Consider the following 21,552-nt stretch of genomic DNA (forward strand, 5'->3'; position numbering starts at 1 on the left):
GATGACGATGAAAACCAAACTTATATATTTACCGATGGTCATTTTTATGAAATTGCTATCGGGATGCAGTGCCGATGCCACTTCAAATACAACTGAAGGTATAGCCGATACCACCAAATTCTGTCTCAGTGAACAGATGAAAAAAACAACGACCATAAGCCCGATCGCTTTATTACCCATTACGGAACAATTATCGCTTTCTGGTAAAATTGATTATAATGAAAATGATCTAGTTGCCTTTAGAAGTTTATTGGAAGGTACAGTTGAAAGTGTTGGATTTGAATTGGGAGATTATGTTAAAGCTGGCCAAATATTGGCGACGATTAAATCGACACATGTTCAGGAACTCTTTCAGGAACAGCGTAATTTACAAAATCAAATTGTAATGGCGACTAAGCAGTTGCAGACCAAAAAAGAACTGTTGCAAGACGGTATGGTAGCTGGATCGGAGGTTCTGACCAGCGAACATGAATTAGCCAGTTTAAAAATTGAATTGGATAAAGTTCAGCAGATATTAAAAATGTATCGCGCAAAAGGACAGGGATCATTTGAAATTGTAGCGCCTAAGAATGGTTATATTATTCAAAAAGCGGTAAGTATTGGACAAAGTATTTCAACAGACCAGGATCCGCTTTTTTCGATTTCTAATCTGAAGCAAGTTTGGGTGATGGTTAATATTTATGCCAACAATTTAAAATACATCAAAGAAGGTGATGCGGTAAAGGTAAAAACCATCGCACAGCCCGATATTTTTTATGCTGGAAAAATTGATAAAATATATCATGTGTTTGATGACAATGAGCATGTATTAAAAGCTCGTGTGGTACTGGAGAATCAAAATCTACAATTGATGCCAGGTTTAGCGGCCGATATCATTATTGATAAATCCAATGGAGGTGCACAAGCTTATGCTGTTCCTAATGGCGCCATTGTCTTTCACAACAATAAAGAATATGTCGTTATTTATAAAAATGACTGTGCTATTTCTACAAAACGTATCACGACAATTTCTTCCAATGAGCAGTATACATTTGTTCAAGAAAAATTTGATGAAGGCGAACAGATCATCAGTAAAAACGCTTTGTTATTATTTGAACAGTTAAATCCCTAAGGTATGCAAAAGTTAGTTCAAAATATCGTGACCTTCTCGTTGCGAAATACAACCTTTATTCTTTTTGCAACCTTAGCATTGCTGTTTGGAGGTGTTTATGCGCTACGACATACAGCTATTGAAGCATTTCCCGACGTAACGAGTACCCGTGGCCGTATTATTACACAATGGCCTGGAAGAAGTGCAGAGGAGATGGAAAAGCTGGTTACTTTGCCTATATCAAAGGTGATGAATAGTATCCCGCATAAATCCAACATTCGTTCCATATCTTTATTTGGATTATCAGTTGTTACGGTCCAATTTGAAGACGGAGTTGATGATTTTTATGCACAGCAATATGTTTCCAACAAATTAAGCGGGGTCAATTTACCCGAAGGAGCAAGTGCTGAGATTGAACCTCCTTCGGGTGCAACTGGAGAGATTTTTAGGTATGTGATTAAAAGTGATCTTCCATTGAAAGAAGTAACCGCTATTCAGGACTGGGTAATTGAACGTGAGTTGCTTTCTGTACCTGGAGTTGCCGATGTTGTGAGTTTTGGTGGTGAAGAGAAGACTTATGAAATCAAAATTAATCCGACAGAACTCAAAAATTTCGACCTTTCTCCATTAGATGTCTATGAGGCTGTATCGAAATCAAATGTGAATGTCGGTGGTGATGTCATCGAACAGGGAAGTCAGGCTTATGTAGTACGTGGAGTAGGTCTATTGGATAAAATTGAAGATATTGGGAATATCACAATCAAATTAAACGGTTCTACGCCAATATTGATTAAAAATGTTGCTGAAGTCGTTGTTTCGCATAAACCTCGTCTGGGGCAGGTAGGATATAACGAGAACAATGATATGGTTGAAGGAATTGTGGTTATGTTGCGTGGAGAAAACCCCTCAGCTGTTATTGAAAATCTGAGAACAAAAATTACAGAACTTAATGAGCGGACATTACCTGATAATGTAAAGATTGAAACCGTTATCGACAGAACCAAATTGGTGGACAATACGGTGAAAACAGTATCTAAAAATCTGGTCGAAGGTATTCTGTTGGTTTCACTGATTGTATTTATCTTTCTTTATAATTGGAAGTCCACCTTTATTGTTGCTTCGGTCATTCCGCTTGCATTCCTGTTTGCTATTATCATGCTGAAAATTCAAGGACTGCCGGCCAACCTAATATCTATGGGTTCTTTAGATTTTGGTTTATTGCTTGAAGGGACGCTTGTTATTGTAGAGACTGTATTTGTAGCCATGGCTACGTTATCACACAAAGTAGGACCCGAGCGTTTTGCTAAAATGAGTAAGCTAGGGGTGATCAAGAAAAGTGCTGGTAGTGTAGCTTCTTACATCTTCTTTGCATTGATTATTCTGATTGTTGCACTACTGCCTATTTTTTCTTTTCAAAAAGTGGAAGGAAAAATGTTTACTCCTTTAGCATTTACGTTGGGTTATGCTTTACTTGGTTCTCTGATATTAAGTTTGACCTATGTTCCAGCGATGTGTAAATTGTTGTTTACCAAAAATATCGACGAGAAAGAAAATGTGATCACCCGATTTTTTCAGAAAACAATTTTCGGGATGTATGCCGTGGCATTCCGTTATAAAAGAACAACCATAGGTCTATTTTTAGGTATTTTAGCTTTATGTCTTTTCAAATTTATGCATTATGGATCCGAATTTTTACCCAAACTCAATGAGGGAGCGATTTACATCCGTGCAACACTGCCCAATAGTGTCAATTTGAAAGAATCTACCCGTTTGACCGCAGAAATGAAAGATTTAATGCAAAAAGATTGCGAAGAAATCGATTTTATTTTGACGCAAACAGGTCGGCCAAATGATGGGACAGATCCGACGGGGTTCTTCAATATTGAGTTCAATGTTCAACTGAAAGATGCCGGCGAATGGAAAAGAAAAGTATCTAAAGAAGATATTATTCAAGAAATGCGTACCAAATTGCATCATTATCCCGGTATTACATTTGGATTCAGTCAACCGATTCAAGACAATGTCGAGGAATATGTCGCAGGTGTGAAGAGCTCTTTGGTTATCAAAATTTTTGGTGATGATCTCTATGATTTAGAAAAATATGCCAATAAAGTAGCCACATCTATTGCAAAAGTTAAGGGTATAGCCGATATCAATGTGTATAAGAATATCGGACTGCCAGAACTCAAAATACAGTTGCACGATTCCAAGATGGCAAAATATGGGATTCAGACTCGAGATGTTCAGGCTGTTATTGAAATGACGATCGGAGGACAGGCTGCGACAACTTTTTATGAAGGTGATCGACAGTTTGATGTCATCCTTCGTTTTCAAGAAGCTTATCGTGATACCCCAACTAAAATTGGTCAAATTTTAATACCGACCAGTAACGGACAGAATATCCCATTGCAGGAGATTGCGAGTATCAATTATCAAACGGGGCCTGCATTTATATATCGTGAAGGCAATAGCCGCTATATCGGTGTCGGATTTAGTATCGATGGCCGTGACTTGGGAAGTACGATTGCAGAAGCGAAGCAGGTAGTAGCCGCAGAAGTAAGTCTACCAAAAGAAAATCATATGGAGTGGGCAGGAGAATTTGAAAGTAAAGAGCGTGCCGCTAAACAGTTAGCTTTAGTAGTTCCTATCTCTTTAGTGCTGATTTTATTATTACTGTATGCCAATTTTGGAAATATAAAAGATACAGCCATTGCTTCTCTCACATTACCTTTTGCCTTTATTGGAGGGTTTATTTCACTATGGGCCACAGGCACCATCTTTGGGATATCAGCAGGTATCGGTTTCATCATTTTATTTGGAGTGGCTACGATTGATGGTATTGTACTTATTGGTGTTATCAGAGATAACCTCAGACATAAAATGAAGTTGAAAGATTCCATTATACATGGTGTCCGAAGCCGGATCAGGCCTGTTGTTATGATCGCTTTAATGGGGTCAATGGGTTTATTGCCCGCAGCTTTATCGACAGGTATGGGTTCTGAAATCCAGAAACCACTTGCCATTATGATCGTAGGTGGACTGCTGATTTGTCTTGTACTGTCATTTACTATTTTACCAGTTGTTTTTTATCTGGCTTATCGCAAAGAGAAGGTCTAAGGGCAATTAGCTTTTTAACTAAAAGATCTCCAATAGTTTCGTGCTTTTGGAGATCTTTTTATGTAGAATAAGGTGATGCCGATCAATCTGAAGAGCTTACCTTAAAACCTATCTTTTTTCTTTCTTTTGGAAGAGGTTCTTCTAGTGAATGTTGACATCAAACAATTGCTATTTCCGTTTATGATTTTGTGTTTGGTCTTAGTGACATCTATTACCAAGCGCATCCATTTACCTGATATCGCCAATACCCGAGCTGAACCTGGTGAAAAACGAGAAAGGAGCATCCGGTCATTTCGACATTTTGCCTTAGGGGTAGTGGCTATCTTTTTTTATGTTGGGACAGAAGTTGCTATTGGAGCTAATAGTAATCTTCATGCTTTTGAATGGGAAGAATATAGACAACGGATACTTAACGATCTCAACAAGTACTTCGGAATAGAAGAGAACTTAGAAAGATAAATAATAGTAAAAGGTAGTCGCAAAGTATTGAACATAGTAGGTAAATCTTTCGACTTGATTTTTAGGGAACAGCGGATGATGATCATGAAAGCTAAAGTTGTCGTTGAAGAAAACTAAGCATTAATCTTAGAAAAATATTAAAATAGAATTTCTACCTGTGAACTCCGGATGCCCCCGAGGTATAATTGACACATTAAACATGTCAATAATACCTCGAGATGAAAAGGGGCGGTTTAATGCCTAAAAAATCAAAATAATAAACAAAACTATACACGATATAATCAAGCTCTGGGGATATCTCCGTAAGCTATTGAAATCTGATGGGAAAGGATTTCTGTTGAGTAGAAAGCAGGAGGAATTACCTGAATATCCTGTAACTAAAAATGTAGTAAATAATAATATTGCAGAAGCAACTAATGTAATTTTTAGCAGTAAATGTACCTTCGGTGAAGGTTCGCTTATTGTTGGGGATAAGGTTATAGCTGACTCAGGACTGGATTACTATTTCTCTGGCTATTTATTGCTAAATAAGCAAAGAATAAGCAATAAAACAGCAGAGAATAAGCAGGCAAGGTGTAATGCAGGTCATATGCAGAAGCCTAGAATTATCAAAGAAACGGCCTATAAATGGCAACGATTCGGTAATCAAATACCAAACAAACGGTAATGGATTAGCAATAAATAAGCGGACAAAGACCATCGCAAAGAGATCAAGCAGAATAAATTCTGATTTTTTCTTAACCAATTTAACACCAACTTCTAAGTTTCTTCGACTGAGCTTCGAGTCGGCATCGGTATTTCATCGGCTACAGTGCATGAAAAGTCGAAGCACGGTCGAACAAAAGTCAAGTGGAAGTATAAAAAGAGGTGAAGAAAAGGAAAAAAAAGTTAGTAGAAGTTTGCTGGATGTGGCAAAACAGCAAATCAACGCATTGTCCGGGAGGTACACGCTATATACCTGCTTTTAACCTGTTTCGGACCTTGTTTTATTTCCGGCTGTCGATGCACAAGGGAAAGGACGGTGTAGCTACTTTGCAAGTGTTGTGCAGTTACTGGGAAACTTAGTACGAGGTTCAAGGAAGGCTAAAACAAACGCTGATCAAAATAGTCGTTTTCCGCATCATTGTCGATCTATTTGTAAGATCTCGCTCAAGAGGGTTTGGTGTGTAGCTCAAGCGTCCGTAATGCGTATGCTAAGTACTGGTAAAGCATGGATAGTGCGTAAAACGGTACCCGTTTACGCACTACTAACGCACTATCAACGCTTTATCTATGCTTCATCCATACTTAATCCCTACATTGAAAGCGCTTTATTTAAAATAAGAAGTTTTAAGCGATTGATTTCATTTAGTCAGGTCCTATGGCTGGTTTTGCGTTAATAATCTGTCTAATCGCTTAAAAAGCTTTTCAAATCAAATGCATGGGAGTGTAAGAGATGTTGTGAATGAGCGTTTTGGAAAGCGGTTGCTAAAATAAAGGTTTTCAGCAGTGTTGCTTTTATTGCAGTTGATGACTTTCGGATCGGTATCCAAACAATTCCTGAGTAAGCAGAATTATGTGTTGCAGGGAAAGGTTATTTCTGCTGTAGATAAAAAGCCGTACACGCTCTATGCGGGCGTGTTGAATCGGATAATATGAAGACATCGACCAATAAAGATGGCATGTTCAGTATGACCGTATCCCAACGCAATGGTAAAGTGAAGTTGACTTCTGTCGGCTATAAAACCCAAGAGTTGAATTATAATTAAAGTATATTATTGCACGTGCAACTAAACCATTTGTAAGATCAGATTGAAGAGGTGGAAGTGGTGTCTGTCGGGTGCCAAAAATACCTAAAGAAAGAATGACAGGGAAGTTGGTTCTATATTCTTACAATCTTAAGAAGAGTGAGGCGCTGAATTTACCAGGTGATATGGGGGTGTTGCTGGTAGGAAGATTGTATAGTTTTTGTTTTCAGGTATATATACTTTTTATCGGCCCTAATATGGATATTGATAAAATATAGACTCGTAAAGTACGGATTTATAAAAATATTCCTTTAGTAGCTTTTGTAGAAGAAATGAGCCGTTTGGAAGGGTTTACGATAAAGCGATGGGATTGTGTACCCAAGAATTAGTTAGTCACGGTAGCCGTATATTATCAGAGCGCTAAAGAAGAGGTTTATAGTGCTATTAATGATTTTGGGGTGCTTTTTACGAGGAGAAAGGAATATTTAGTTTTTGCCCTGAAGATGAGAAAAATAAGATCGCAATGATTGAAAGCAGAAAACATGATAAGCAGTTTTAAACAGTTTTTAGACATGGTGATTTACAGGATTGAAATTAATGAAGTAGTCGAGAGACAAAAATGCCGAGCAACCGGTAAGGTACGGTTTAACAGTAAAGCGGAATCGACTTTCTTTATTCATTGGCTTAAATAGAGGATTCTCAAATGGTTGGAAAAATCTGCGTGGCGGAAGCTCCGTAATAAGGGATTTGGAACGAAAAGTTCAACTTCACGATATGTATACTTCTGTGAAGGATACCACAGCACAAAAGAGCATCCATATGATTATCAAAAGAAAAATAAAATCGACAATAGGAAATATTTTGATAAATTAGTGTATACTGAGAGTACGGGGGGATGTGAATGAGTGGTAGCTCATTTTTTGGAAATAAGAAATTGGAATGATCGATAAAAAAAATAAAATAGCCTGTTTCGGCGAAGTACTGTGGGACATATTCCCTGGAGGAGATAGAAGAGCTGGGGGAGCCCCCTTTAATGTCGCTTATCACTTGTCTAAAATGGGGGTTGAGGTCAATATGATAAGCAGCGTAGGAGATGACGAATTAGGTCGTGAATTGCTGCAGAAAATCGAAGATTGGAAAATACATTCTACTGGCATACAGGTGAATAGTGCTTATCCTACGAGCACAGTTGTTGCGACTATCGATGAACATAATGATGCACATTATGATATTGTCCGGGAGGTTGCATGGGATTATATTGAAGTGAATGCTATTAATCAAGCAATGGTTAATGAATCGGATGCATTGGTTTTTGGTACACTGGCCACTCGTAATACCCAGTCTAAGAATACATTATTTGAGTTGCTTGAAAATAGTTCTTACAATGTATTTGATATCAATCTGCGAGCGCCACACTATGATGTACATGTGATAAAAGATCTGTTGCATAAAACACAGTTAGCAAAATTTAATAAAGCCGAGTTACGTATGATGATTGACTTTATGGGTAAGTCCTATACGACAGAAGAGGATTGTGTAAGTTTCCTACAGGACACTTTCGGGATGAACGAAGTTATTGTATCCAAAGGAAGTAAAGGAGCACTCTATGCTGATCATCATGATTTTTATTCCATATCGACGATCCCTATTGAAGTAAAAGATACTGTTGGTAGCGGAGACTCCTTTTTGGCGGGATTTTTATCAAAAAGGTTTGAAAAAGGAAGTTCAGCAATTGAAATTATGAATCAAGCTGTTTCACTGGGAGCATTTGTTACTGCTCGAGAGGGAGCATGCCCAGATTATTCTAAGGCAGATTTTATTGCTTTTCAAAAAGAATCAGCACATAAAGATTAGATGTTAAGCTATTATTTTCATGCAGGCCTGTGTTTATTTGATTCATCAATACAGACCTGCATGTTTAGTTTATTCTGACCAAACTGCCAGCTCATTGCCATCTGGATCTATAAATTGAAATCGTCTCCCACCAGGGAAGCTGAAGATTTCTTTTGTTATTATACCACCAGCTTTAATTACTTTTTCAAGAGTTGTTTCAAGAGCTTTAGAGTAAAGGATAATTAATATACTTCCCTTTACAGGAGTTCCTAAAGTAAAACCACCATCAATATATTCACCTTCAAATGCAGTGTAGTGAGGTCCATAATCGGTAAAAGTCCAACTGAAACATGCTGTATAAAAATTTTTGATCTGTTGAAGATCTTGAGATAAAAATTCAATATATTGGATCTGTTCGTGCTTGAGTTTTTGTGTAGGTGTATCTTTCATAATTTTTTTGATTATAGATACAAATATAATGTACTATACTTATTTAATTCTGAAAAAAAGACGATGATTGCACCTCTTCTTAAGTGATCAATAATTCTATGTAATTTACGCGATGATTTTAGAATAAAGAATATTTATAGATCAAGTTAATCTGATTAAGCTTTTATAGAAAGGGACACTTATAGGTTCATTTTAAGAATTCTTTTCGACAGTTTAATATTCTTCAAGTTGTCTATTTAGTATAACTTTTTTTATTTTAATGGAAACGCCACGAATTGTAAGTGATGGTTTACAAATTGTAAATGCTTCGTGTTTTAGTCTTGTCGATTTTTATTTTTGGCCAATAAATTGTTATCAGTGAAATAGTAATTTGAATACTAGAAATACAACCGAAAATAAGATGGATCGAACCAATTCTAACTCAAGTCAATTTCAGAGCTCGGATAATTTGCCGGAACCGAAACCTAAATCAAATAAAAAAACTATTTTTTGGGTAGTTCTCATCATTGCCTTACTCGCGATAGTATGTTTTATTGCTTTTCAATTTGGAGTTTATAAACAGCGTCAGGAAGTTTATACAGAAGAGATCGCATATCCCGCTGATAGTGTTTTTGTAAATGGATGGGCTAGTCAAGAAGATTATGCATATTGGAAAAATGCGGTTTTTACAATACCTGAATATAACGATATTCCTGTTCCATTTCAAAGGGCTATCGTAAAGATTTTTATGGACAATAAGTTCATGCAAAATGAAGATAACATTCAATATTTTTTCACAAAAATTAAAGATCGAGCACCTAAAGTAATTGCATATGGCAATTTTACTGGTCAAGGGGATAAAGAAATGGCTTTTCTACTTGAAAAACAAGATTTTGCCAGTAGTGCCATTTTCATTATAACTGATCAAGGTAATCTCCTGTACTGGAAAGAATTAAGTTCCGAGTTGCCGACCATCAAACGATTTGCAAAAGGCGCACTAATATATTTGAATGATATGAAGCTTGTTCCTGCACCAACTGATGGTATAATAAAGCAAAACAAAAACTCAAAATATGTGCTGATTTATAATCGTGAGACGAAAACCTTTGATGAACATTATCAATATACAGATGAGGATGTTAAAAATTCAAAACACGAAATGGAAGGTGATGAGGAAACAGTAGAAGAGGTCGATACCGCTGTTGTCGAATAGCCACAGTGTTTTAATGTATTTTTATAAAAAGCCATTGTTTGTAAAATGATACTTAACTATATATACTCATCAGTGCACCGATTGAATAAGGTCACAACTGAATCTAGCAATGAATTAAAATCATGTAATAAAGACTCGCAGATCGATTCGATAAAGGCTCATCATAAAGAGGGTCTATTAGATGGTAAATGAAGATGCCTCCAAAATATAGCTTCAGCATATCTTGAAATTAACACGTACTCTATTGAACTTTTATAAAAAATATACAATGAAATTACTTCACTATTATTTTATTGCTACTGTGCTATTGATATGCATTTCTCAAAGTGGAAGTGCGCAAAGCAAAAAAACGAAAAAAATAATAAAAAAGGAGATCCTTAAACCGATTAAGAAACAAATTGAACCACCGGTTGTGGTGGGAAAAATAACTGATTCTATTTTTGCAGAAGTGCCTCCTATGATTGCATCTCCGATAAAAAATAATGATCTAGAAAATGATATCGCTGACAATGCTAAAGCCGCCCGTGAGAAAAAGTCTTATGATAAACCCTTTCAATTTTGGCCATCTATAGATACGGTGATACATGAAGATTATCAGACATATTTGAAAAAGAAAAGATCGGCATTGAAAAACTATAGTACAGGTAAATTTTCGAATATGAATAAACCTGTACTGAAGTCAGTAAATGAACTTTGCTACGTCTTAGAGAATAATAAAATGGACACGGTTCGTTATTATGGCGATGGATGGAACGAACGTAAAGTATATGATAGCAATGGCATTCTGACTCATCTTTATGTTATTTTTGAAGATGAGAAGACTAAGCAAGATAGTGCTTATCTCACTACAGAGTACTTTTACAGTGGAGCACAATTAAAACTAAAATTATATTTTTGGTGGGAGACAGGTCAAAAAGAAGCTGAAGAAGAACTGGAATATAATGACGAAGGGGAACTTTGGAAAGTATACTATACTTCTTTAGATAAAAACGGTGATGAAGTGATCGAGGAGGGCAGAGGCTTTCGGACGCTCTATAAGTACGAGGATCATAGACAGATTGAAGAAAATTATGAACGTGTCGAGGATGCTATGAATGAATTTGTCTTAAGTGAAACAATTTATAAAACACTTGGTAATGGCGGAGTGCTTATTGAAAGTAAAAAAGTAGAGTGGCCACAGAAAACTCCATCTATAATTACCCGTTATAAATACGATGCCAAAGGGAACAAAATTTTTTCAGGAGATCAAAACTCTTCTTACACCTATCAATATAATGAACAGGGGGATGTTGTCTCTTCCATTTACAAAACCGCAGATCCTAATTATGGTAGTACAACTACCTATTCTTATACATATGATCAGAACAACAACTGGGTGATGAGAGAAGAGGTTGTTATTGATAAAGATCAAGAAACGACAACAGAAAAAGTGTTTTTATGGAAGCGCGAGCTTTCTTATCATGATTAAAACTAGCTATTAGCCGAGTTCTTTCTGGAGATTTAAAAATTCTTTCTCAAATTTTTTCGCGTAGTTATATCCGAATTCATATATCTGATTCACTCTACTTGTGTCAAATGTTTTAAACTGATTGATTTCCTCAGGCTGTATAAATATATCGCAATCGCCAGGAGCTTCAGCCTTAATGTTTGAGGTTGTAATTCGGATAATACGTTCCACAATCTGCTTGTAGTTCAGTCGTCCTTCGGAACGGTTGACCGGATTCACATTGATGCCGATACTTTTATTGCATGTTGCTTTAATCTGCTCCACCGGAAAGTTATTTAATATTCCGCCATCACATAAGTAACGGTTATTTTTATAAGCTACCGGCTGAAATACCAGAGGAAAACAGCAGGAAGATTTAATAGCAAAAGATAGTGAGCCTTGGTTGAAGATAAGAGACTCCGCATTGGTTAAATCTGTAACAGCAACATATAGGGGCATTTTCAAGCTTTCGAAGCTGTCGTGCGGAATATATTTTTTAATGATTTTTTCAAAAATATCTGCACTGAACAGGCCATCAGTTCTAATGGAGAAGTCGGAATAGGTGAAGAATTTTTCCTGTTTTACCAACTCCAATATCTCTAGCGGAGCGTATCCTTCAGCTATAAACGCACCGACCAAAGCTCCTGCACTCGCTCCTGAAATAGCATGAAGCTGTATGTTCAGTTCCTGAAGATATTGGAGTATGCCCAAATGGGCGATTCCTCTAAAGCCACCACCGGAAAGCGTAATTCCTATTTTGTTATTTACAATCATTTAAATTTTATTGTAAGAATTCCTAATACTAATAAAAAAAGCAACGATCCATATTCACTAACTATTGAATGTAGTCTGTTGTTAGATTTTAAGTAGGTTTTTCCAGGCTGTATTTAATTATTAAATTTCTCTTATCATTGATTTCCACATTTGCCAAGGATATCTTGACATATAAAACTAGCAAATAAAATCATACGATCAAAAAGCTGTTATCATAATGCTTGCTGTTCTACAATAAGACAAGTCTATTTTTTACTTTGCATTGATGTCTGTTATATAAGCCTACGGTTAGTCCGTGATCTTCATTGTACAACGACAAAGATGATGAGCTAAGCGCTATATATTCTATATAAATGGCTATAAAGATTATTATTAAACTGTTATAAGGAGATCACTAAATATTGATAATTATAAATGTGAAGACATGTGATTTGATTTTATTTATCAATGAATCAGTTATTTATATATTTATTTTATGATTTTCCTTAATGAGTATTTGTTAATTACGAATATTTCGTAAGTTTACAAATAAATCGTAAAATTATGAAGAAAATCTTATTAACCACATTCATTTCATTCAGCCTGCTCTCTCTTCATGCACAAGAAAAGGCAATTGCTAAAATACATTACATCTTTAAGCATGTTAATGATACCACACAAAAAGACAAACATATACGTGATGAAGTTGCTACTTACCTTGGTAAACAAGCTAGTTATTACACCAGTTATTCTAGTACTAGAATGCAAGAACAGACTTCAAAAATACTATCAGCTCCGGATTTTGATGGTAATTTAGTGATTTCCAGATCGACTAGTGGTATCAAGGAATCTTATCTTTTAGAACCTTCGAAGTCCAAGATGGTAGAAGTAAAACGTGTTGCATCTGATGAGTTTTTATTAGAGACTACTTATCCTAAGCAGGATTGGGATATAGAAGATGAAACCAAAGTAATTGGTGGATATACTTGTCAAAAAGCAACTACAACTTTTGCTGGTCGTCATTACACCGCTTGGTTTACAACAGATATTCCTTTTTCTTTTGGACCTTGGAAATTGCATGGCTTACCAGGACTGATCTTGGCGGTAAAGGATGACAAGAGTGAGGTGGAATTTGAATATTCTGGCTTTGATAAATTAACTGATGATGTACAAGTGAAAATTGGAACTCCTGCAAATGCAATTTTGTCTAAAAAAGATGAAGTAGAGAAATTAGAGCAGGCTTTTAAGGCAAATCCCAGTGCCTATATGCAAACCAGATCTAGCCGAAGATCTACAGGCGCTGGTGTTTTTGTTAGCATTAGTGGCGCGAGTTCATCAGCTCCAGCTATGGATGCTTCAAAAATTAAATCGATGACTATTAAGAATGATGATGATTATAAGCCCTCTTCTGTGATCAATAATCCACTCGAGTTAAAACCGTATTAAAAACCCTAAAATTATTCGAATCGGAATATAATACTTTGGCTTCGTTACGCCTTATTCTTAATTCAACTGCTTTAGACCAAAAAAATGAAAAGAAATCTATTCATCGTATTGATGTTATTAACGGGGATCACTGTTAAGGCTCAAGAAAAGGCAATTGCGAAAGTTCACTACCTCTTTAAACACGTTAATGATACAACACAACGAGATAAATATCGGAGAGATGAAGTCGTAACTTATTTAAGTCCCCAAACAAGCTATTACACAAGTTATTCATCTACTAGAACACAAAAACAATCTGCGCAACAGATGGATGCTCTAAATTTTGATGGTCATGTTATTGTTTCGAAATCCACTAGCGGAATAAGAGAATCTTATCTTTTAGAATCCTCTAAATCCAATATGATTGAAGTGAAACGTGTAGCATCCGATGAGTTCTTGTTGGATGCAGTATATCCTAAACAAGACTGGGATATTCATGATGATACTAAAGTAATAGGCGGATATACTTGTCAAAAAGCGACAACGACTTTTGGCGGTCGACATTACACAACTTGGTTTACAACAGATCTTCCTTTTTCTTTTGGACCATGGAAATTACACGGCTTACCAGGATTAATTTTGGAAGCCAGGGATGATAAAAGTGAAGTTGAGTTCGAGTATTCTGGTTTTGATAAACTTGCTGATAGTGTTCAGATTACGATTGGTGCTCCGGTTGATGTTATTTTATCAGCACCTGAAGAGGTAGAAAAATTGTACAAGGCTTTTAAAACCAATCCAAAGGCGTATATGCAAACAAAATCGGGTGGTTCTTCCTCTATAAAAAAGAGTGGAGTTTTTGTAACGAGCGACGTGCCATTTTCAACTATCGACCCTAATAAAATTAAATCGATATCTATTAAAAATGATGATAATTATAAACCTTCTTCGGTCACTAATAATCCTTTAGAATTAAAACCATAATATGTTATTAAGATCTCTTACTGTAATATGCTATATACTTTGTAGTGCATGGGTTTTTGGGCAGCAGGTTGCCATTGAAGGGGTATTAGTAGATAAGGCGTCGGGAAAACCGTTAAATTATATCCATGTGGTACTGAAGTCAAGTGACCATAAATTGTTAACCTTTAAAGAAACAAATGAGAATGGGGCTTTTTCTTTAACTACATTGAAAGGTGTGGATGGAGCATATCTCGAGATCAACCACTTAGGGTATCATAAAAAAATAATTCCATTGACAGATCTTCGTACTAAAAAAACGATTGAACTTGAACAGAAAGCTGTTTTATTGGATGATGTTGAAGTCAAAAGTAGACCGAAGATCCGTCGAATCGGGGATACATTATCTTATGATGTTTCGACGTTTGCAAAGGATGAGGATCGTAGCATTGGTGAGGTTTTAAAACGCATGCCGGGTATTGAAGTTGGAGAAAACGGTGCTATCAAGTACCAAGGTAAATCTATTTCTAAGTTTTATATCGATGGAGACGATCTGCTGGATGATCGCTACTCTATCGGCACGAAAACTATTCCACATAAGATGGTAAAGGATATACAGGTACTGACCAACCACGAACATATGAAAGTGTTGAAAAATAAGCGTTTTACAGATAATGTGGCGATAAATCTGGTTATTAAAGACGATGCTAAGCTCAAGTTAACCGGTCAGGCTAAACTGGGAGCGGGAATGCCCAAGCAATATGATGCAGAAGTCAATACGATCTTGTTCAATAAAAAATATAAGGTATTGAATGTGCTGCAGGGAAATAATATAGGTAATGACTTGACTGGTGATTTTACTGGATTTAATCAAAGTTCCGTGTTTGCACAAATGGGGTATTCACCTATAAATAATTTGCTTGCTGTAGGGACTGTTGGTGGTCCTCCTGTAGCAAAATCAAATTATTTTATGAATAATACAGTGGCTTTAAATGCAAATAATCTATTGAATATAAAAAATGGTTTGCAACTGAAGTCGAATGTACAGCTCTTGTATGATAAGAATAATACCACTTTTCAAGGAAAAACAAGCTATTTTTCGGAAGAAGGAGATTTTGTATTTGATGAAAACCAATATACAGAAACAGCGGAATGGCTAGCAGCATTTCGGTTGTCATTGAACAAGAACATGGAAAAGCGTTATATCAATAATACGTTCTCGTTCGAATATGAAAAAGAAGATCGGCGCGCCACAATAGGGAGTAATGGAAATACTATTTTCGGGAATTTGAACCATAAAATTAGAGGCTTTTCTAATCAATTGGAATGGGTTCCTCAACTTAAAAATGGAGATATTGTGCAGATCAATTGGTATATGAATTACGCCAATAAACCACAGACCTTAGCTTTTTCTCCTGGTCTTTTTCCGGATATCTTTGCTTCAGGAATATCATATGAACAAACACTGCAACATGTTGAAGTTCCCACAATTTTTACGAATGGTAGTATCGGATATAGGCTTCCCAAAGGAAAGATCAAACAATACTATACGCTGGGGGCAATGATGGAAGACCAAAAACTCAAATCGGGTATTGATCTCAATAAAGAAGGAATTGTAAAGGCTACAGATGTTGATTCTACGGAGAATAATATGCACTGGAATCGTTCATCGTTTTCTGTCAATGCAGACTATGAATGGAGTATTAATAGACTAGCCACAAAGTTGAGTTTGCCTTTATCATGGCAACACACCAGTTATATTGATGACGGTTTTAGTATCGATAATAGCCAGAATAATCTTTTATTTAATCCTTCATTTTCAGCTCGTTTGCAAGTACACCAAGAGGATGAACTTAGTTTTTCTTATCAGAGAGGCAATACTTTTGGAACTATCGAAAATGTGTATCGAGGTTTACTGATTAGAAATTACCGGACTTTATCGACTAATAGTGGTGGGATCAATGAAAATAGGAGCAATAATTTTGGATTAAACTATAAGTTAGGTAAAACAATAAAACTGCTATTTTTTAATTTTGGATTGGGCTACAACCAATCCATATCAAGTACAATGCTTTCTAATGTAATCAATGAGGAGTCGACTCAAACACAGCTGATCGCCCAAGAAAATGAAGTGAAGTCCTATAGTGCTTCTGCTGGGATTGATAAATACATTTTTGCTTTATCGAGTACGGTGAAAATTGCTGCATCGTGGTCTTTGTCGGACTATAATCAGTTATTTAATGAGGAGATACTTCCATTTCAGAATACAAGTTATACGTTGAGGCCAAATATGGAATTTAAAATATGGAAGCAGTTGAACCTTTCTTATACTGGACAATTATCTTGGGTAAGTACGAAACAAAAGGGTGGATCTGATGAATTAAATAGAAATACATTTAATGCTTCACATCAAATGAGTTTACCGGTAAATCTATTTTCAAGCGTTCATTTGCGTTTAAGTGCTAGAAATACTTATTCCCATCAACCGGGATTGAAAGATTTTAATTATGTTTTCTTTGATACATTTTTACGCTATCGTCACAAGAAGTTGAAAACGGATTTTGAACTAAATTTGACGAATTTGGCAAATGTGAAGAAATTTGAAACCTATTACATATCGGCGAATATGCAGACTCATAATCAGTATGAACTACGAGGCAGGATGGCTGTTTTAAAAGCGGTGTTTAATTTTAAATAATAGTTGATCTAAAGGAAGTTTTACCCTTGACGGTTATTTTTAGCCAACCTCGACCGCAGTAAGGTTAAAAGCTGTTGTTCTGAGATCGCTAAGACATCAACATCGATCCAAAGTAAATCTGGTTTTGACCTAAAAAGGCGACCTATTTTATTTAAAGCAGTTAAGTATGTCGTACGTTTAACTTGGTCATATTTTTTTTCGTTCCTAACTTTGATAAAGATTTGATTTTGGGTACGAAAAAAGCCAGATTCAAAACTTTGAATTTCTTCCCAAGGAATAAAAATGGATGTATCAGCGGTGTTATTTAATATACCTTGTTCCTCAATGCTTAATCCTGGTCGGCCATTTTTATGATCGATCCAGAATTTTATCTTGTGAAAATATAAAATATGTAAAGTTATGCATATTAAAAATATTAGTATGGGGGCATAGCTATTGGACGAGGTATAAAAGATGAAAAGTAATAGTACAATAAATGCAATACAAAGGAAAATGCCTGTCATAATATTGCTCTTCTTAAATTGTATATCTACCATAAGGATCTCTTTTAAATATTAAAATTATCTTTTTTATTTGATGCCCAATAAGGTGAAAAACTCCTCCTTTTTGTTTACAGCGATCGCTATTGATTTGCCATTGGTTAATTCGATCATATTTCCGGTAACTGTTTTTACAGCTTCTATGTTGAGGATAAACGACCGCTGAATACGAAAAAATAGTTGCTTATCAAGGATTTCTTCCATGGATTTGAGCGTAGCTTGTGTGGTATATGTTTTTTCGTAAACAACGATTTTTAGATAATCTCCTTGGGATTCAATGTACAGAATTTCATGCAATAAGATCTTCACTAATTTTCCTTCTGATTTTATAAATATACGATCAGGTCTTGCTTCTTGTATCTTTGGAGTTTTACCGGCCAATACACTTTCTTTGGCTCTATTTACTGCTTTTAAAAAGCGATCGAATCGAACGGGCTTAACTAAGTAATCTGTTACCCCAGCATCAAAACTATCCAATGCGAAATCACGATGTGCGGTAATAAAAATAATAACAGGTGGATTGACCAAGGCATTTACCAACTCCATACCATTAATTTTCGGCATCTGGATATCGCTAAACATGATGTCAACAGCATTACTTTGTAAATACAGCAATGCTTCTACAGGATCTCCAAATGAGCCGACAAGCTTAAGGAAGGGTATTTCTTTTACAAATGATTCTATAATTTCTCTACCAAGTGGTTCATCATCGGTGACGATACAGGTGAATTTATCCATAATTTGCTAAATCTATTTTTAAGTTGACGATAAATTTATTTTGTAAATGCTCTATTTTGAGTTCGTGTTTATTGGGATATAACAATTGAAGTCTCTTTTGTAAATTAGATAGACCTATACCACCAAAGTTTTTTGTCGGGACAAAGTCTTCAACATCATTCTCAAGATGAAAGTAAAAATGATGATCCTTAACTTTTATCGTCAAATATATAAGCTGTTCTTTATTATTTTTGAGTCCGTACTTAAAAGCATTTTCAATACATGTAAATGTTAAGAGAGGAGCGATGTATAAACCTAATAATGCACTTTCTTCAGGAAGATCAAATTGGATCTTTTTATCTACCGGGTATCGCATTTTTTCGAGTTCACCATAGTTTTTTATAAATTCCAATTCTTTCTGCAAGGATACTTTTTCCGTGTTAGACTCATAAAGTGTATAACTCATAATGTCCGAAAGACTTACAATCACCTCTGGCGTAGTGGGATCTTTCTTAATTGCAAGACCATAGAGATTATTTAAAGTATTGAATAGAAAATGTGGATTAAGCTGTGCTTTTAAAAAATTCTTTTCAATATTGATATTCTCAATTTCTAATGAAGCTTTTTCGTTTTGAATTTTTAAGGTTTTACTGTATAATTTTGAAATTTCAAATAGAATTTTGACAAAAAAGAAAGGCGATAGAATTGAAATGACAATGAATGCTTGTGAAATCATGCGTTTTACAGATACGGCTTGTAAGAACGTCTGATCGGCACTCATCTTAATAGCATTCTTTAGTTCTCCATTTTCTATTTCAAAGCCCAGCGCATGGTAGATTAGGGAGAAAAAATAGGTAGTAGCAATCCAGATAAATAGCAATATCGGCAAACTAATGACTAGAAGTAAAATGATCTTATTCTTGCTACCGGATAAAATCTTGGGAAGTAACACATAAAAGAACAGATAGAAAACGAGCATATTAACGCTTGTCATCCTAATGGTTAGGATGGTAGCATTAAAAAAAGAGAGTTTATATGCAAGTATGTAGCTCAACAGCAATAAGATGGAAAAAGTGAACCACATGCAGACATGAAGTAAAATTCGACTGGTTTTGCTGTATAAACTATCAAAATCAAATTCAGCTATTTTACTTGTTAAATAACTAGATAAAATTCTCGTATCCTGCGACATGATGTTTGTTTAAATGATCAACCAAATATAGTTTTTTGAACGAGTTATAGGATTACTTTTCATATAAAAAGAGAATTGCTTATGGTATTTACGATCGCTTGTTAGCAGATTCATGATTCACCTATTGCCCTATTTCAGCATATGTTCCACTATAATATTCGTATCAGTGCATTCAATACATTGACCATATTGTGGCCTATTATGGGATAAATCAGATTACCTGTAAATTTCCTTAGCAAGCCAAGACTTAACGAAGATATCAGCGTGAGGTAGATGATGGTTATGATATCAAATTTGAGTTGATGATCTTCCGTTAACACAAGACCATGTGCAACACTGAATAGCAGGGTCACGATAATAAATCCCCAGCCAAATGAGATGCCTTTGATATTCCATTGGGGAGTAAAAGCTTGATCAAGAAGCCAAAAGCAAATGCCTCTAAAAACTAATTCTTCGGTTAAGCCTGGCATTGTAGCCTGGAAAGCGAATGCCTCAAGATCAAAATGACCTCCTTTAGGGAATAAGATAAATTTGAAAATCAAATCAAAAAGTAAGAATCCAAGGAATATGGATATACCGAATTTCACCTGTTTCTTTGCATTACTTTTCGAGGTGAATCCGATCTGCTCACGATGGGTTTTGCTTACCGAGAAAATGATGGTCAGCGATAACAATAAACTCAATATTTTACCGATCCATGAAAATTTAAGGCCGATCGAATCAAGGCTAAAATATTGTCTGCTAAAATGTTGGATATAACAATCCGTTAAAAAATAGACGATAAAAAGGATTAAAAATTTTGTATTTACTTTTTTCGTTTTGGCAAAAGCAATAGCCATTAACGGTAGCATCAAAGAGATCCAAATAAGCGGTGTGAATAGTGACATATCTTTTAATTTTTCTTAAAAATATGTGAATGCAGCATTCGATGAAATTTCTACCGATGAAAAGGTGGAATCAGCCGATGGAAGGTGTTTTTTGATCGATAAAGGAATTGCATACAACGCTGATCAATGGTTTAAAGCACGATCAAAAAAGTTAGTAATGGGCAAAATCACTTCATGCGACATGAAGTGATTTTTAAAATAACCTAACTAGCTCTTCAAAAACTGAAAGTAAAATCCACAGGGTATGCGTTTAAAGGAATTGAGCAATCCTTTAATTGATGTTATTTTACTTGATGTAAGAAAGAATGGATAGGTGAAGTGATCATGTAAAGACTGTTTTTCAATCTTATACGATACGATTATCCAGGTAAGTGAGCTTAATGAATTTGCAATTCTGCTTTATACTCAAAAATTTCAATAATCTGTTGAGCCACATCCTGACCAAGGATATCTGTCACCATATATAAGGCTGCATCTATACCCGCTGTGATGCCTGCAGTAGTTAATAAGTCACCCTGATCAATATATCGAGGCCCTGTTACAACTTGACTGTCCGGATTTAGTTCTTGTAACAGATCTGTCATCATAAAATGACTGGTAATAGATTTTCCATCTAAAAGCTTAGTATTCGAAAGTAATAGCGCACCTGTACAAATACTGGCAATTACAGTATCACGTTGTGCCTGAGCTGTAACCCATGCTGTGAATCGGGATTCAAAATGCTCGTCTTTGAATAATTTGATAATTGTTTCAGGAAATGCTCCAGGTACGATAATCAGATCTGCTTGTGGACAATTATCAATTGTATAATTAGGAATAATTTGCATGGTATTGGATTCTGCAAATATAGGCGTAGTATCCAAGGCAACAGTATAACAATTAAAGCTGTTTGGTATTATTATATTTGCTTTTACAAATACATCTAAAGGTCCGTTTAGATCTAATACTTCTACTTGGTCAAAAACAAAAAATGCAATGTTTTTGATAGTTTTATCTTTGTTGATCTCCATTTTTGAAAAGGTATTTATGA

General features: G+C 35.5%; 17 protein-coding genes. 10 read left to right on the plus strand and 7 right to left on the minus strand.

What is annotated here, in order from left to right; all coding sequences use genetic code 11:
- Positions 1 to 7: 7 nt before the first annotated feature.
- The 5 genes from HCX49_RS21960 (at position 8) to HCX49_RS21980 (ending at position 8,247) form a co-directional block, all read left to right on the plus strand.
- Complete coding sequence (locus HCX49_RS21960) at positions 8 to 1,111, plus strand: efflux RND transporter periplasmic adaptor subunit (RefSeq protein ID WP_165905958.1); 1,104 nt, start codon at positions 8 to 10, stop codon at positions 1,109 to 1,111.
- A 3-nt stretch (positions 1,112 to 1,114) separates the two neighbouring features.
- On the plus strand, positions 1,115 to 4,207 hold the full coding sequence (locus tag HCX49_RS21965; protein ID WP_132771860.1) for an efflux RND transporter permease subunit: 3,093 nt from the start codon (positions 1,115 to 1,117) through the stop codon (positions 4,205 to 4,207).
- Between the two features lie 201 nt (positions 4,208 to 4,408).
- Positions 4,409 to 4,666: a hypothetical protein gene (locus tag HCX49_RS21970; protein WP_237682871.1), complete on the plus strand. Its 258-nt coding sequence runs from the start codon at positions 4,409 to 4,411 to the stop codon at positions 4,664 to 4,666.
- Between the two features lie 337 nt (positions 4,667 to 5,003).
- Entirely contained in the window at positions 5,004 to 5,333 is a 330-nt protein-coding gene (locus HCX49_RS21975) for a hypothetical protein (protein ID WP_132771859.1), read from the plus strand.
- A 1,999-nt stretch (positions 5,334 to 7,332) separates the two neighbouring features.
- A complete protein-coding gene (locus tag HCX49_RS21980; RefSeq protein ID WP_168128160.1) occupies positions 7,333 to 8,247 on the plus strand; it encodes a carbohydrate kinase family protein in 915 nt (304 codons plus the stop codon).
- Positions 8,248 to 8,316: 69 nt separating this feature from the next.
- On the opposite strand, the gene HCX49_RS21985 is transcribed toward HCX49_RS21980, so the two are convergent.
- Entirely contained in the window at positions 8,317 to 8,676 is a 360-nt protein-coding gene (locus HCX49_RS21985; protein ID WP_021191545.1) for a VOC family protein, read from the minus strand.
- Positions 8,677 to 9,076: 400 nt separating this feature from the next.
- Here HCX49_RS21985 and HCX49_RS21990 point away from each other — a divergent pair, with 400 nt between their 5' ends.
- Together HCX49_RS21990 and HCX49_RS21995 are read left to right on the plus strand one after the other, a co-directional pair.
- Positions 9,077 to 9,868, plus strand: coding sequence for a hypothetical protein (locus tag HCX49_RS21990; RefSeq protein WP_132771857.1), 792 nt, complete (start codon positions 9,077 to 9,079; stop codon positions 9,866 to 9,868).
- A gap of 268 nt (positions 9,869 to 10,136) precedes the next feature.
- Positions 10,137 to 11,336, plus strand: coding sequence for a hypothetical protein (locus HCX49_RS21995; RefSeq protein ID WP_168128161.1), 1,200 nt, complete (start codon positions 10,137 to 10,139; stop codon positions 11,334 to 11,336).
- 9 nt (positions 11,337 to 11,345) lie between these two features.
- On the opposite strand, the gene HCX49_RS22000 is transcribed toward HCX49_RS21995, so the two are convergent.
- On the minus strand, positions 11,346 to 12,128 hold the full coding sequence (locus HCX49_RS22000) for a patatin-like phospholipase family protein (protein ID WP_021191549.1): 783 nt from the start codon (positions 12,126 to 12,128) through the stop codon (positions 11,346 to 11,348).
- Between the two features lie 543 nt (positions 12,129 to 12,671).
- Here HCX49_RS22000 and HCX49_RS22005 point away from each other — a divergent pair.
- From HCX49_RS22005 to HCX49_RS22015, 3 genes are all read left to right on the plus strand, one after another.
- A complete protein-coding gene (locus tag HCX49_RS22005) occupies positions 12,672 to 13,553 on the plus strand; it encodes a GLPGLI family protein (RefSeq protein WP_132771855.1) in 882 nt (293 codons plus the stop codon).
- An 84-nt stretch (positions 13,554 to 13,637) separates the two neighbouring features.
- The gene (locus tag HCX49_RS22010; protein ID WP_168128162.1) at positions 13,638 to 14,513 is read left to right on the plus strand and encodes a GLPGLI family protein; all 876 of its coding nucleotides are present in this window, start codon (positions 13,638 to 13,640) and stop codon (positions 14,511 to 14,513) included.
- Between the two features lies 1 nt (position 14,514).
- On the plus strand, positions 14,515 to 17,187 hold the full coding sequence (locus HCX49_RS22015) for a TonB-dependent receptor (protein WP_168128163.1): 2,673 nt from the start codon (positions 14,515 to 14,517) through the stop codon (positions 17,185 to 17,187).
- A gap of 20 nt (positions 17,188 to 17,207) precedes the next feature.
- Here HCX49_RS22015 and HCX49_RS22020 read toward each other — a convergent pair whose 3' ends face one another.
- The 5 genes from HCX49_RS22020 to HCX49_RS22040 form a co-directional block, all read right to left on the minus strand.
- Positions 17,208 to 17,723 (minus strand): STM3941 family protein, encoded by a 516-nt coding sequence (locus tag HCX49_RS22020; protein WP_132771852.1) that lies wholly within the window; start codon positions 17,721 to 17,723, stop codon positions 17,208 to 17,210.
- 33 nt (positions 17,724 to 17,756) lie between these two features.
- Complete coding sequence (locus HCX49_RS22025; protein WP_021191555.1) at positions 17,757 to 18,464, minus strand: LytR/AlgR family response regulator transcription factor; 708 nt, start codon at positions 18,462 to 18,464, stop codon at positions 17,757 to 17,759.
- Positions 18,457 to 19,635: a sensor histidine kinase gene (locus HCX49_RS22030; protein ID WP_021191556.1), complete on the minus strand. Its 1,179-nt coding sequence runs from the start codon at positions 19,633 to 19,635 to the stop codon at positions 18,457 to 18,459. The genes HCX49_RS22025 and HCX49_RS22030 overlap by 8 nt, the downstream gene beginning before the upstream one ends.
- Positions 19,636 to 19,784: 149 nt before the next feature.
- Positions 19,785 to 20,522 carry a type II CAAX prenyl endopeptidase Rce1 family protein gene (locus tag HCX49_RS22035; RefSeq protein ID WP_031289233.1) on the minus strand — a complete coding sequence of 246 codons (738 nt, stop codon included), beginning with the start codon at positions 20,520 to 20,522 and terminating at the stop codon, positions 19,785 to 19,787.
- 377 nt (positions 20,523 to 20,899) lie between these two features.
- On the minus strand, positions 20,900 to 21,532 hold the full coding sequence (locus HCX49_RS22040) for a DJ-1/PfpI family protein (RefSeq protein WP_132771851.1): 633 nt from the start codon (positions 21,530 to 21,532) through the stop codon (positions 20,900 to 20,902).
- Between the last annotated feature and the right edge of the window lie 20 nt (positions 21,533 to 21,552).

Origin of the sequence: Sphingobacterium sp. B16(2022) (genome assembly GCF_012030425.1) — a bacterium.
In the GTDB taxonomy this organism is placed as follows: domain Bacteria; phylum Bacteroidota; class Bacteroidia; order Sphingobacteriales; family Sphingobacteriaceae; genus Sphingobacterium; species Sphingobacterium anhuiense.